General features: G+C 62.5%; 14 protein-coding genes and 1 pseudogene. 9 read left to right on the forward strand and 6 right to left on the reverse strand.

Annotated elements, in window-relative coordinates; all coding sequences use genetic code 11:
- Positions 1–113: 113 nt before the first annotated feature.
- From AC244_RS16495 to AC244_RS16530, 8 genes are read left to right on the forward strand one after another with little or no spacing between them, the layout of a single operon-like run.
- A complete protein-coding gene (locus AC244_RS16495; protein ID WP_053249917.1) occupies positions 114–1,175 on the forward strand; it encodes an ABC transporter ATP-binding protein in 1,062 nt (353 codons plus the stop codon).
- Positions 1,172–2,047, forward strand: a complete 876-nt coding sequence (locus AC244_RS16500; protein WP_053249918.1) for an ABC transporter permease — start codon at positions 1,172–1,174, stop codon at positions 2,045–2,047. Before AC244_RS16495 ends, AC244_RS16500 begins: the two co-directional genes overlap by 4 nt.
- A gap of 4 nt (positions 2,048–2,051) precedes the next feature.
- Positions 2,052–2,846 carry an ABC transporter permease gene (locus AC244_RS16505; protein ID WP_053249919.1) on the forward strand — a complete coding sequence of 265 codons (795 nt, stop codon included), beginning with the start codon at positions 2,052–2,054 and terminating at the stop codon, positions 2,844–2,846.
- A gap of 8 nt (positions 2,847–2,854) precedes the next feature.
- Positions 2,855–3,163, forward strand: coding sequence for a (2Fe-2S)-binding protein (locus tag AC244_RS16510; RefSeq protein ID WP_053249920.1), 309 nt, complete (start codon positions 2,855–2,857; stop codon positions 3,161–3,163).
- Complete coding sequence (locus AC244_RS16515) at positions 3,156–4,553, forward strand: NAD(P)/FAD-dependent oxidoreductase (RefSeq protein WP_053249921.1); 1,398 nt, start codon at positions 3,156–3,158, stop codon at positions 4,551–4,553. Before AC244_RS16510 ends, AC244_RS16515 begins: the two co-directional genes overlap by 8 nt.
- Positions 4,550–5,692, forward strand: a complete 1,143-nt coding sequence (locus tag AC244_RS16520; RefSeq protein ID WP_053249922.1) for an NAD(P)/FAD-dependent oxidoreductase — start codon at positions 4,550–4,552, stop codon at positions 5,690–5,692. The genes AC244_RS16515 and AC244_RS16520 overlap by 4 nt, the downstream gene beginning before the upstream one ends.
- A gap of 17 nt (positions 5,693–5,709) precedes the next feature.
- Positions 5,710–6,765, forward strand: coding sequence for an ABC transporter substrate-binding protein (locus AC244_RS16525; RefSeq protein ID WP_053249923.1), 1,056 nt, complete (start codon positions 5,710–5,712; stop codon positions 6,763–6,765).
- A gap of 57 nt (positions 6,766–6,822) precedes the next feature.
- The gene (locus AC244_RS16530; RefSeq protein ID WP_053249924.1) at positions 6,823–7,077 is read left to right on the forward strand and encodes a hypothetical protein; all 255 of its coding nucleotides are present in this window, start codon (positions 6,823–6,825) and stop codon (positions 7,075–7,077) included.
- 34 nt (positions 7,078–7,111) lie between these two features.
- Here the strand turns inward: AC244_RS16530 and AC244_RS16535 are convergent, their stop codons facing one another.
- Both AC244_RS16535 and AC244_RS16540 read right to left on the reverse strand, forming a co-directional pair.
- On the reverse strand, positions 7,112–7,357 hold the full coding sequence (locus tag AC244_RS16535) for a hypothetical protein (protein ID WP_053249925.1): 246 nt from the start codon (positions 7,355–7,357) through the stop codon (positions 7,112–7,114).
- A 15-nt stretch (positions 7,358–7,372) separates the two neighbouring features.
- Positions 7,373–7,618, reverse strand: coding sequence for a hypothetical protein (locus tag AC244_RS16540; protein ID WP_053249926.1), 246 nt, complete (start codon positions 7,616–7,618; stop codon positions 7,373–7,375).
- A 478-nt stretch (positions 7,619–8,096) separates the two neighbouring features.
- Here AC244_RS16540 and AC244_RS38100 point away from each other — a divergent pair.
- Positions 8,097–8,282, forward strand: a pseudogene (locus AC244_RS38100) (GlxA family transcriptional regulator); the annotation flags it as partial.
- Between the two features lie 78 nt (positions 8,283–8,360).
- On the opposite strand, the gene pcaF reads toward AC244_RS38100, so the two are convergent.
- Genes pcaF through AC244_RS16565 form a run of 4 tightly spaced genes read right to left on the reverse strand, consistent with a single transcriptional unit; the run spans position 8,361 to position 12,352 of the window.
- The gene (gene pcaF / locus AC244_RS16550; RefSeq protein ID WP_053249928.1) at positions 8,361–9,563 is read right to left on the reverse strand and encodes a 3-oxoadipyl-CoA thiolase; all 1,203 of its coding nucleotides are present in this window, start codon (positions 9,561–9,563) and stop codon (positions 8,361–8,363) included.
- On the reverse strand, positions 9,560–11,539 hold the full coding sequence (locus AC244_RS16555) for a 3-hydroxyacyl-CoA dehydrogenase NAD-binding domain-containing protein (protein WP_053249929.1): 1,980 nt from the start codon (positions 11,537–11,539) through the stop codon (positions 9,560–9,562). Before AC244_RS16555 ends, pcaF begins: the two co-directional genes overlap by 4 nt.
- Positions 11,540–11,550: 11 nt before the next feature.
- Complete coding sequence (locus AC244_RS16560; protein WP_053249930.1) at positions 11,551–11,946, reverse strand: RidA family protein; 396 nt, start codon at positions 11,944–11,946, stop codon at positions 11,551–11,553.
- Positions 11,924–12,352: an acyl-CoA thioesterase gene (locus AC244_RS16565; protein WP_053249931.1), complete on the reverse strand. Its 429-nt coding sequence runs from the start codon at positions 12,350–12,352 to the stop codon at positions 11,924–11,926. The genes AC244_RS16560 and AC244_RS16565 overlap by 23 nt, the downstream gene beginning before the upstream one ends.
- Positions 12,353–12,361 lie beyond the last annotated feature (9 nt).

Here is a 12,361-nt window from a genome sequence, read left to right on the forward strand (position 1 = left end):
ATCCGTCTGAGCAGGCCCGATGGATTTTGACGACGTTTCGTTGCCGCATGGGTCGCTGACAAGAAAATCAGGGCAGGCGATTTCTCCAGGCAATGAGTGACGGGAGAGCGAGCATGAGTTTCCTCAGCCTAGAGCAGGTTTCCAGATTCTACGGACAAGTTGCTGCTGTTCACAATTTCAAGCTTGGTGTGGAGAAGGGCGAGTTCATCTCGCTTCTGGGGCCATCCGGGTGCGGCAAGACCACGACGCTGCAGATGATCGCGGGCCTCGTGCGTCCCTCCTCCGGCACGATCATGATGGGCGGCCGCGATATTACCCACATGCCGCCGCCGCAACGGCAGCTCGGTGTGGTCTTCCAGAGCTACGCGCTGTTCCCGCATATGACGGTGGCGCAGAATGTCAGTTTCGGCCTAGAGATGCGCAAAATCGCGAAGGCCGAGCGCGAAACGCGGATCAAGGACATACTCGCCCTCGTCCATCTCTCGGCGCTTGCCGATCGATATCCGCGCGAGATGTCCGGCGGTCAGCGCCAGCGCGTGGCGATTGCCCGGGCGCTGGTCATCAATCCGCCGGTTCTCTTGCTGGATGAGCCGCTCTCCAACCTCGATGCCCAGCTTCGCGAAGAGATGCAGTTCGAGCTGCGTCGGATCCAGCAGGCCGTCGGCATCACCACGATCATGGTCACGCACGACCAGGCCGAAGCGCTCTCGATCAGCGATCGCGTGGTGGTCATGGAGAAAGGCAAGATCACTCAGGTCGACACGCCCTACGAACTCTACGAACATCCGCGCAACGATTTTATCTCCTCCTTTGTCGGAAAGTCGAACTTCATGCCGGCGACCGCGGTCGCAAACGGCGCGGGCGCGACCGTTTCCATCGGCAATACCGACATCGTGTTCGAGACGGGCAGCAAGCCGGCAAGCAAGGATGTTTCCGTGTTCATTCGCCCGGAAAAGCTGCGGCTGACGACGCCGTCCGACGGACAGCTTCAGGGAACCGTCACGACCCGCTACTTCATGGGCAGTCAGTGGCTGGTGAGCGCAACGACGCCGGCTGGCGTTCTGGCGGTTGCTGTTCCCAATCTGGGAGCACCACCACCGCTTGAAGGCGAAAATGTGGGGTTGTCCTGGCAGCATGGCGACTGTCGCGTTCTTGCTGCGGGAGCGGCCCAGTGACGGGCGCGGCGACCCCTGCGGCGACGCCGCGCGCCTTTGCCCCTTTGTTCCTTTCGGGCCCGGCGACACTGTTTTTCATCGGGTTGGTGCTGCTGCCGCTGGCGCTGACGATCATCCTGTCGTTCAACAGCTACGACTATACTGCCGGCATTCAGAACGACTTCTCGCTCGCCAACTATCTCACCGTGCTGCAGGACGAGTATTATCTCTCGACCTTCTGGCGCACGCTGCGCCTGGCGCTGCTGACCACCGTGCTCACCGTGCTGATCGGCGTTCCGGAAGCCTACATCCTCTCCAACATGCGCAAGCCCTGGCGGTCGATTTTCCTGCTCGTCATCATCGGCCCGTTGCTGGTCTCCGTGGTCGTGCGCACCTTCGGCTGGAGCATGCTGTTGGGCAAGAACGGGCTGGTGAACGGCGCGCTTGCCGCCGTCGGCCTTGAGCCGGTGCAACTGCTCTATACGGAAGCGGCGATCGTCATCGGCCTCGTTCACATCATGCTGCCGTTCATGGTCATCCCGGTCTGGACGGTGTTGCAGAAGCTGGATCCGACCGTCGAAGCGGCAGCACTCACGCTCGGCGCATCCCGCTTCACCGCCCTGCGCCGGATCGTCTTTCCGCAGGCCGCCCTTGGCATTCTCTCCGGCAGCCTGATCGTCTTTGCACTGTCGGCAAGCTCCTTCGCGATCCCCGGCCTTCTCGGCGGGCGACGGCTGAAGATGGCGGCGACGCTGGTCTACGACGAGTTCCTGATCGAGCTCAATTGGCCGCTCGGCGCCACTATCGCCATCATCGTCCTCGTCGCCAACCTCGTGATCATGCTCGCCTACAACAGGCTTATCGAGCAGCAGGCAAAACGGAAGTTGGGTTGAATTCATGCAGAGAAACGGTCCTGTCGCGCTGGGCTTTCACAGCCTCATTGTCGTGTTCATGCTGGCCCCCATGGTCGTGGTGTGCCTCGTGGCCTTCACTCCGGAGAACACGTTGGCGATGCCGTGGAACGGTCTGTCGCTGAGATGGTTCGAGGCGGTATTCCACCACAACGACTTCATGTCCTCGTTCGGCAACAGCATTCGATTGGCGCTTCTCGCGGCAACGATCTCAACGCTGCTGGCCGTGCCGGCTGCGCTTGCCATCACGCGCCACGAGTTTCGTGGTCGCGATGTGCTGAACGCGTTGTTCCTGTCGCCATTGATCATTCCGCATCTCGTTCTCGGCGTTGCCTTTCTCCGGCTGTTTTCGCTGATGGGCATGACCGGTTCCTTCACCTGGCTGGTGGCCACGCATGCCATCATCGTCACGCCCTATACGCTGCGGCTTGTCCTGGCGTCGTTGACGAGCATGGATCGCAATGCCGAGAACGCTGCCCGAACTCTCGGGGCGGCGGAATGGACAGTGTTCAAGCGCATCACCTTGCCCTTGCTGCTGCCGGGGATCAGCGGCGGCTGGCTGCTCGCTTTCATCAACAGTTTCGATGAACTGACGATGTCGATCTTCGTCACGTCGCCTTCGACCGTGACCTTGCCCGTTCGCATGTACATGTATGCGAGCGAATCCATCGACCCGATGATGGCTGCGGTTTCCACGCTGACGATTGCGCTTGCGACCGTGACCATGATCGTTCTCGACCGGATGTTTGGGCTCGATCGTCTTCTTGTCGGTAAAGGCTGAGGGCGGCGATGTCGAGACAAGCCCTGTTCAAGCGCCGGTACCGCCGGGATGAGGAGGCAATCCCGTTCCTGCTCAACGGCCTGCCGGAAGCCGGACGGCGCGGCGATACCGTCATGACGGCCATCCTTTCGCTGGAAACCAGCCTGCGCCGCACGGAATTTACCGGTGAGAGCCGCGCCGGCTTCTGCCTGATCGGAGCCTGCCAGGATTGCTTCGTGATGATGGCGGATGGCAGCCGCGTGCGTGCCTGCAGCACGGCGCTTGAGCCGGGCATGGCATTTCTCACGGATGCTGTGGAAGGTGTCGAGCATGACTGAAGCCTTGCCGATCGTCATCGTCGGCGCCGCCCCCGCCGGTATCCGCGCCGCGGAACGACTGGTCGAGGCGGGTGTTCGGCCGATCGTTCTCGACGAAGGGCTTCGCGCCGGCGGGCAGATCTACCGGCGGCCGCTGGTCGACGACGGACGCTCTTATCGCAACCGGTATGGCTCGGAGGCGAAAAAGGCCGAGCGGCTGCACGCGGTTTTCGAGCGGCTGCGGCCATCGATCGATTATCGTCCGGAAACGCTTGTCTGGAATGTCAGCGGCTTGGAGCGCAGTGGGCATCTCGATGTGCTGCGCGAGGGCGTGCATCGGCAGATCGCCTTTTCCAAGCTGCTCCTGTGCACCGGCGCTACCGATCGCGTGCTGCCGTTTCCAGATTGGACGAAGCCGGGCGTCTATACGCTCGGCGCTGCCCAGACGGCTTTGAAGGCGCAGGGTTGCACGGTCGGCGATCGGCTGGTCTTCATGGGGTCCGGCCCGCTGCTCTATCTCGTCGCCTGGCAATACATGAAGGCAGGCGCCAGGGTCGAAGCGGTGCTCGATACGGCGCCGTTCCGCTCGAAATTCCATCTGGTTTCGCTCTTTGTCCGGGCGCCACGCATCGTCGCGCTTGGCTTGTTCTACGGGGCTCAACTCCAGCTGTCGGGCGTCAAGGTTCGCTATGGCGTGCGGCCGCAGACCGTTCTCGGCGAAGAGCGGGTCGAGGGCATCCGATTTCGCGCAGGCGGCCGCACGGAAGCGCTCGCATGCGATGCAATCGGTTACGGGTTTGCGTTGCGTCCGGAAACGCAGCTCGCCGATCTCGCGGGCTGTCGTTTCCGCTTTGAGGATCGCGACCGGGCGTGGTTGCCGGAACGCGATGCTCAGGGCCGCACGAGCCGGAAGGACATCTACGTCTCCGGCGACGGCAGCGGCATTGCCGGTGCCGATGCGGCCGAAATCGACGGCGAGCTGGCGGCATTGGCGATCCTTCAGGATATCGGCAACACGGTCGCTGGCGATCGTCCCCGGCAATTGACAGCTGCCCGGGCACGGATCCTGCGCCAGCGCGAAATCCTTGAAAGTGCGTTTCCCTTCCCGCGCGACTGGTTCGAGACGGTACCGCCAGAGACGACGCTATGCCGGTGCGAGGAGATCCGCATCGGCGAGATCCACTGCGCAGTCGGTGCCGGGAGCATCGGTGAAATCAACCGGATGAAGGCCTTGAGCCGTGTCGGCATGGGGCGTTGCCAGGGGCGGATGTGTTCTGCCGCGGCCGTTGAGGTGCTGAGCAGTATCCGAAAGGTCGAACCGAAAGAGACCGGTCGTCTGCGGGCACAGGCGCCGGTGAAGCCCATTCCGCTCGGCTTTGGCGGTCCGCTCGATACGGAGGAAAGCCGATGATCCAGCGCATTTCAACAGATGTTACCATCATCGGCGGCGGGCTGGTCGGCAGTTCCGCAGCGCTGGCGATGCGCCAGGCGGGGCTTGACGTCGTGCTGCTCGACAAGGGCTTTTGCGGTGCGCAGGCAAGCGGCGTCAACTATGGCGGCGTGCGGCGGCAAGGCAGGCCTGCCGAGCAATTGCCGCTTTCCCAGCGGGCACACGGTATCTGGCCGCGGCTGAAGGCGCTGGTCGGCATCGACGGAGAATACGTGCCGTCCGGTCATCTCAAGCTTGCGCGCACAGAAAGGGATTTTGCCAAGCTTGAAGCCTATGCCGAGATGGCCAGGCCCTACGGGCTCGATCTGGAACTGGTCGGGGCGGAGGCTCTGAAGACAAGGTTCCCCTGGCTGTCGGCGGCAGGTGCGGGCGCATCGCTTTGCCCAGGAGACGGCCACGCCAATCCCAGACTGGTCTCGCCCGCCTTTGCCCGCGCAGCGGAACGGGCGGGTGTGAAGGTCTTCGAGCAGATGCCGGTCCGCGACGTGCGGGCGACCGGCAACGGATTCGCGGTGCTGGCTGGCGAAAATCTCGAAATCCGCAGCCGCCAGCTCGTCAACAGCGCCGGCGCCTGGTCCGATACGTTTGCCGCACAGTTCGGCGAAACCGTTCCACTGAAACGCATCTATCCCTCGATGGTGGTCACCGAACCACTGCCGTTGCGCTTGCCGGTCAGTATGGGCGAGCAGGGCGGCAGCTTTTATGGGCGCCAAGTGGCGCGCGGCAACTACGTGATGGGCGGCGGGCGCGGGGCAGCGCTTGCCGATCCGGATTTCTCGCGGCCGTCGGTCACTGCAGCATCATCGGTTATGCAGCGCGCAATCGCGCTCTTTCCGCATCTGGCGAATGCCCAAGTGATCCGGTTCTGGTCCGGCACGGAAGCGGACATGCCGGACGGTAACCCGGTGATCGGCCCAAGCCGGACAACGCCCGGCCTTTTCCACGCCTTCGGCTTTTGCGGCGCCGGTTTCCAGATCGCGCCTGCCGTCGGCGAAGTGCTTTCGGAACTCGTCACCAGCGGGCGCAGCACCACGCCCATCGACGCCTTTTCCATCGGTCGCTTCGCTCACGCAGCGGCTCAAACTGCAGACTCGTTGTAAACAGAAAGGGGAATACCATGATTGACCAACGCCTTATGAGAACTTCGGCCCTCGCGCTGCTTGCGCTCGCATTTCAGCAAACCACCGCCCAGGCGGAAACCAAGACGCTTTACATCGGCATGAACGGCGGCAACTTCGAGCGCGCCTATACCGAGCATGTGCTGCCGCCTTTCGAGAAGGCCAATGACGTCAAGGTCGTGATCGTTCCCGGTACCTCTGCCGACATTCTTGCCAAGGCGACCGCTGCCAAGGACAATCCGCAGATGCACGTAATGCTCCTCGACGACGGCGTCATGGTGCGCGCGATCGGCGCCGGGCTTTGCCAGAAGATCGGCGACGATCCGGTGCTCGCCGATATCCAGCCGGCCGCCCGCCTCAAGGACGACATGGCCATCGGCGTCGACATGGGCATGACGGGCCTTGCCTACAACAAGAAGCTCTTCGACGAAAAGGGTTGGCCGGCACCGAGCTCCTGGATGGACATGGCCGACCCGAAGTTCGAAAATGCCGTGGTGTTCCAGTCCGCTTCGGCCTCGAGTTTCGGCCTGCATGCCTTCCTGATGTTCAACCGCATCCAGGGCGGCGACGAGACCAATGTCGAGCCCGGTTTCGAGAAGTTCTCCGATACGGTCGGCAAGAACGTCATCGAGTTTATTCCGAGCTCCGCCAAGATCTCGGAGATGGTCCAGACCGGCGAAGCCGCGATCTTCCCGCTGACACCGACGGCGGTCAACAACCTGAAAGACAAGGGCATTCCGGTTGAATACGCGCAGCCAAAGGAAGGCTCTGTCGTTCTCGCCGTAACCGAATGCGTGATCGCCAACAACAGCGAACCGGAGCTGAGCCAGAAGCTTGCGCATTATCTCCTGTCGGCAGAAGCGCAGAGCCTTGCGCTCGACCACGGCAACATCATCCCGTCCAACAAGAACGCCAAGGCCGGCACGGCCGAGGCCACCGAAAAGCTCGCCACCTTCAAGACGAACATGGAAACGGCGAAGGTTCTCGATTGGGATGCGATCAACAAGAACCGCCAGGAGTGGAACAAGCGCTGGAACCGCATGATCGAGCGGTAAGCCTCTCCACCAGTCTTTTGTGCCTTGGCCCTCCGCACCCTATTGGCGGAGGGCTGATTGAATCGGACGCGCGGGCACGGAGGGCAGCGCTGCGCATACGATCAACGCAAAGAGGTTGGCCGCGATGCCGATCATTGTCTGCAGGTCGAACCACTCGGCCAGCAAACCGATCACGAAAGCGCCGAACGCCCGGCCGACGTGGTGCGGTCGATCGCGGCTTCATCATCTGCGGATCAATCCAGCTTGATTGGCCATTGCTGGGCACCGTGGATGACGGTGACGATCTCGATCGCCCCAGATTTCACCCGGTAGGCGACGAAGTTGGTCTGGGGACGGGAGCATATTGCTACTCCTTTGTCGTTGCGCTGCGATTGTCGGCGCCCGGCCAGTCGTTTACAGGCTCGCTCACATCTTTTTCCGCCGGATCGGGATCGCGCTTGTAGGCGTCCTGCCGCTTTGCCAGAACGTCCTGCAGGGTTTCGATAACGACTGCAGTTCCATGTCCCTGGCTCGCGAACTGGTCGATGATGTCAGCAACAACGGCATCGAGCTGCTGAAACAGTCGTTCGGTGCTTTCAGATCTCTCGGTCATAATACGGGCTCCTGCTCAAATATCGGTCCGATGCTGTTGCCAATCTTTGTAGGGCGCCAGAAGCTGGCCCGGGAACCGATCCTCGATGGCCGTCTCCACCAAGGCGATTTTCGCGAACACATCGCTCGCGTCGCGTTTCTCGGAAGGAATATCTGCGCTTTCCTCTTCAAGCTTTTGCATGATCGCAAACAGTTCGTCGTTACTCATCGCTGCGAGACGGTCGGAGAAGTCCTCGGAATCAAAGTCTTGCTCAGCAGGCATTGCGTCACTCCTTTGAAGTCTTGAAAACCTTAGCGCGGCGCATGCTGGTTCATGATTTCGAGTTTGTTGATTGGCGAATAACCTGCATCAACGTATCGGGTTTCGATCGCACCCGCCCGAACCGCTTATAAAGCTCCAGAGCACGGTTGGCGCTCAGGTCATAATCCGTCGCGAATTCCTCGAGGCAATAGATCTCGCGCTTCGGGGAGGATGGTCGTGTAGTGTGACGCTGGGTCTCCATGCATGGGCAACGCCGGAGCTGCTTGACTGTTCCAGCAGGGTTGCGGATGTACCGTCGCGTTCGGTCGCTTTGAAAATCGCATAACGCCGAAAGGGCAACGTCTTCCGTCCGCAGAGGTTAGCCTCGCGCCTTTGCTGCAATGACCACTTCTGCTTGAATTACGCACATCGCGATCTCGTGCTTAGTCATGCCGTTGGACGCGTTTGCGAAACGCACGATGTAGGCCGCTAGCCGTGGGTCTATCACCGCAGGGCCGGCGGTCGGTCGCAGTTCTCGGCGCTGCTTGAACTCGACCCGAAATCGTACTGCATCCAGAAATCGGTCAACTACGCCAAGGCGAACCTGCGAAGCGTGCTGTCTGTAGTGGAACTGGCGGATGCGACGGGTCTGAGCACACGCCAATTCAGCCGGGCCTTCCGGGCGGTGTTCGAGCCGATCGAGAATGCTGTCCTCCGGCGATCGCGCCCGACGTTGAACTTGAATACTTCCACGAGGCGGACGTCACGGCCGCGTCAGAAGCATCGAGATGCCCTGTCCGACGCCGATACACATGGTCGCAACCGCGCGCTTCGCGCCCTGAGCCTCAAGCTCCAATGCAGCCGTAAGCGCCAGGCGCGCGCCCGACATGCCAAGCGGATGGCCGAGTGCGATGGCGCCGCCATTGGGGTTGACGTGGGGCGCATCGTCGGCAAGCCCCAGTTGCCGCATGCAGGCGAGGGCCTGTGCTGCAAAAGCCTCGTTGAGTTCGACGATGTCGATGTCGCCGATGCCAAGGCCTAGGCGTTCCAGGAGCTTTCGGGTGGAAAAGACAGGACCCATGCCCATGATCCGCGGAGGAACGCCTGCCGTCGCCATCCCGTCGACCCGAGCAAGCGGCTTGAGGTCATAGCGCTCAACCGCGCGGCCAGAGGCAAGAATGAGCGCGGCCGCGCCATCGTTGACGCCGGATGCATTGCCGGCCGTCACCGTCCCATCGGCGCGGAACGGCGTCGGCAGGCTGGCAAGTTTTTCGATGGTCGTCTCACGCGGGTGTTCGTCCTGCTCGATGCGTGTCGTCTCGCCCTTGCGCCCCTTGATCGCATAGGGGGCGATTTCACGGGCGAAACGCTTGCTCTTTTGCGCAGCCGCTGCACGGGCCTGGCTGCGGAACGCAAAATCGTCTTGGTCTGCGCGCGAAACAGCAAACTCGGCCGCAACATTTTCGGCGGTCTCCGGCATCGACTCGATGCCATATCGCGCTTCCATAACGGGATTGACGAACCGCCAGCCGATCGTCGTGTCGTGGATATCAGTGTTGCGCTGGAAGGGGCTCTCGGCCTTTGGCATGACGAAGGGAGCGCGCGACATGCTTTCGACGCCGCCGGCAATCACGATTTCAGCCTCGCCCAGGCGGATCGCGCGCGCGGCGTAACCGACGGCATCCAGGCCTGAGCCGCAAAGCCTGTTGATCGTCGTTCCGGGTACCGTGTCCGGCAGTCCCGCAAGCAGAGAGGCCATGCGGGCAACATTGCGATTGTCCTCGCCTGCCTGATTGGCGCAGCCGAGGACGACCTCATCGATCCCCTCGGCAGGCACGCGGGGAAAGCGTGCCAGCGCCTCGCGGATTGCGTGAGCAGCAAGATCGTCGGGCCGCACCGCCGACAAGGCGCCGCCGTAGCGACCGATTGGCGTGCGAACGCCGCCGATGACATAGGCCTCGCTCATGATACCGGGTCCTTGCTTTGCTGGGCGGCGAACATTGGCCCACCCTTGTGTGGCGGAAAGCCGTAGCCGTTGATCATCACCAGATCGATGTCGCCGGGACGCGCGGCGATTTCCTCGGCAATCAGTGCCGTTCCTTCATCGACCATTGCCTTCAAAAGCCGGCTCATGATCTCCGAGGGGGTGAAACTGCGCGGCGTGATGTTCTTGGCTGCCCGCGCCGCCTCGATCGCTGCTGTCACTTCCGGATCAATGGTCCGCTCGCCATGGGGATAGGCATACCAGCCGCGACCGCTCTTGCGACCGAGGCGGCCCGCCTCGCAAAGCCTGTCGGCGATTTCGACATAACGTGCGGCAGGATCCCGCGTCGCGGCCTGGCGCTTCCGGCGTGCCCAGGCGATCTCCAGCCCGGCCATGTCGTTGACGGCGAAGATACCCATCGGAAAGCCATAGGCCTCGAGCGCGGCATCGATCTCCTGAGGGAGCGCCCCATCCTCCAGCATGAATTCCGCCTCGCGGCGATAGGCGGAGAAGATACGGTTGCCGATGAAACCTTCGGTGACGCCGCAGACGACGGGCAGCTTGCCGAGGCGTTTCACAAAAGCGAGGACACTGGCCAGGGCGTCTGGCGAGGTCTTGGTGCAATCGACGACTTCGACAAGCCGCATGACATTGGCGGGCGAGAAGAAGTGTAACCCAACCACGCGCGACGGATCGGCCGTGGCCGCGGCAATCGCATCGGGATCGAGGTAACTCGTATTGGTCGCAAGGATGGCGCCGGGTGTGACGATGCCGTCGAGCCTGCGAAACAAATCTGTCTTGACCTCAAGGTCGTCGAAAACCGCTTCGATGACGAGGTCGGCTTTAGCGAGGTCCGCGGCTTGCGCGGTTGTCTGCAATCGAGCGAGGCAGTCGTCGCGTCCATCCGCGGTCAGCCGTCCGGAGCGCACGGTCCTGTCGAGGGTCTCGGCGATGCGGGCCCTCCCGCTGGCGGCTGCTTCCTGCGTCTGCTCCAGCGCGATCACGCGGTGGCCAGAGGTCAAGGCGGCGACTGCGATGCCGGATCCCATTAGCCCGGTGCCGACCACTGCGACGGTCACGATCTTGCGCGGCGAGACTTTGTCGAGGCCCTCGACCTTTCCCGCGGCGCGCTCGGCGAAGAATACGTGCCGCAGGGCAGCGGACTCACCGGAATCGCGCAAACGCAGGAAGGTGGCGCGCTCTTCGGCCAATCCTTGTCTCAGGTTGAGCTCACCTGCTGCCTTGACGAGGCGAACGGCCTCCGCGGGAGCGGACTGGCCGCGCGCTCTTGCCAGCACTTTCGCTTCCGCCGCACTGACCGCTGCCGGGTCCGTGGGTGGAACGCGAATCATACCGGTCCGACGCAGCGGCTTTTCGGCACATTCGTGCACCAGCGCGATGGCCGCGACAACGGGATGGGTGGCGATGCCATCGGCAAGCCCAAGCGTCACAGCTTCGCCCGCCTTGACGGCACGCCCCGTGCCGATGAGGTCGATGGCCGCAACCTGGCCGATCAACCGTGGCAGACGCTGTGTCCCGCCGGCACCCGGAACGATCCCGAGTTTCACTTCGGGCAGCCCGAACGATGCTTTTTCGCCAGCGATGCGGCCATGGCAGCCCAGCACGATCTCGCAGCCACCGCCAAGGGCTGCGCCGTTGACGGCAGAGACGACCGGCTTGTCGAAGCTCTCGATGCGGTCGATCACTTCCGGAAGCATCGGTTCGACCGGCGGCTTCCCGAATTCCTTGATATCAGCTCCGCCGATGAATGTGCTGCCTGCACCGGTGAGGATAACGCCTGCAATCGCCGGGAGACTGGCAGCATGATCGAGCGCCGCCACCAGGCCGGACCGAACATGCGCAGAGAGTGCGTTGACGGGCGGGTTGTCGATGGTGACGACGAGAACGCCGTCTTCAAGTCGGGCGGAAACGCTCTGCGAAAATCTGATCTCGGGCATGCTCGCAAGCCTCAATCGGGGATGACGGCGGTGGCCTGGATCTCGATTTTGGCGCGGTCCTCGACCAGTGCGACCACCTGCATCGCCGCCATTGCGGGGAAATGCTTGCCGATAATGTCGCGGTAGGCCTGGCCAATGCCGCGGAGGTTGCCGACATATTCGTGCTTGTCGGTGAAGTACCACGTCATCGAGGTGATGTGGTGAGGCTCGGCTCCCCCCGTGGCGAGAACGGCAACCACATTCTTCAGCGTCTGGCGCACTTGCTCGACGAAATCGTCGGTTTCGAACTCGGAACGTTCGTTCCAGCCGATCTGGCCGCCGACGAAAACAGTGCGACCGTTGGCAGCGACGCCGTTGGCGTAACCGATGGGCTTTGCCCAACCTTCAGGTTGCAGGATGGTGTGCATTGGTCGTCTCCAGATGTTGTGACAGCGCGGCGCGGATGTCATCCGGCCAGGCTAGTGAAGCGTGATTGTCGAGCGAGGTGGCAACGACGCGCTGTTTCGCGGTCCAGAGCACGGTGTCCCTTGCAGACACCGTATGCTCCATGTCGAGCGACGACCGGCCGATGCCATTGACCGCCAGCGCGAAGTCAAGCTCGTCGCCTTGAAAGCCCGGACAAACGAAGGTGAGATCGAGGCGCACCGTCGGTACGCCGATCCGCCGCTCGTCGACCATCGCCTTCCAGGGAAAGCCGAGCGACGCGAAGAAGTCTTCCGTCACCCCGACGAGGATGTTGAGGTAGGACGGGAAGTAGGCGATCCCTGAGGGGTCGCAGTCTCCGAACCGCAGCGGCCTCTTGGTCCTGTACATGCGTGTCGG

The sequence above is a fragment of the Ensifer adhaerens genome, assembly GCF_001270265.1.
Lineage (GTDB): Bacteria > Pseudomonadota > Alphaproteobacteria > Rhizobiales > Rhizobiaceae > Ensifer > Ensifer adhaerens_B.

What these genes read in the sequence shown, in the direction of transcription:
- AC244_RS16495 (WP_053249917.1), top strand. Translation starts at nt 114, where the DNA reads ATGAGTTTCCTCAGCCTAGAGCAGGTTTCCAGATTCTACGGACAAGTT.
- AC244_RS16505 (WP_053249919.1), top strand. Translation starts at nt 2,052, where the DNA reads ATGCAGAGAAACGGTCCTGTCGCGCTGGGCTTTCACAGCCTCATTGTC.
- AC244_RS16510 (WP_053249920.1), top strand. Translation starts at nt 2,855, where the DNA reads ATGTCGAGACAAGCCCTGTTCAAGCGCCGGTACCGCCGGGATGAGGAG.
- AC244_RS16515 (WP_053249921.1), top strand. Translation starts at nt 3,156, where the DNA reads ATGACTGAAGCCTTGCCGATCGTCATCGTCGGCGCCGCCCCCGCCGGT.
- AC244_RS16520 (WP_053249922.1), top strand. Translation starts at nt 4,550, where the DNA reads ATGATCCAGCGCATTTCAACAGATGTTACCATCATCGGCGGCGGGCTG.
- AC244_RS16525 (WP_053249923.1), top strand. Translation starts at nt 5,710, where the DNA reads ATGATTGACCAACGCCTTATGAGAACTTCGGCCCTCGCGCTGCTTGCG.
- AC244_RS16535 (WP_053249925.1), bottom strand. Translation starts at nt 7,357, where the DNA reads ATGACCGAGAGATCTGAAAGCACCGAACGACTGTTTCAGCAGCTCGAT.
- AC244_RS16540 (WP_053249926.1), bottom strand. Translation starts at nt 7,618, where the DNA reads ATGCCTGCTGAGCAAGACTTTGATTCCGAGGACTTCTCCGACCGTCTC.
- pcaF (WP_053249928.1), bottom strand. Translation starts at nt 9,563, where the DNA reads ATGAGCGAGGCCTATGTCATCGGCGGCGTTCGCACGCCAATCGGTCGC.
- AC244_RS16555 (WP_053249929.1), bottom strand. Translation starts at nt 11,539, where the DNA reads ATGCCCGAGATCAGATTTTCGCAGAGCGTTTCCGCCCGACTTGAAGAC.
- AC244_RS16560 (WP_053249930.1), bottom strand. Translation starts at nt 11,946, where the DNA reads ATGCACACCATCCTGCAACCTGAAGGTTGGGCAAAGCCCATCGGTTAC.
- AC244_RS16565 (WP_053249931.1), bottom strand. Translation starts at nt 12,352, where the DNA reads ATGTACAGGACCAAGAGGCCGCTGCGGTTCGGAGACTGCGACCCCTCA.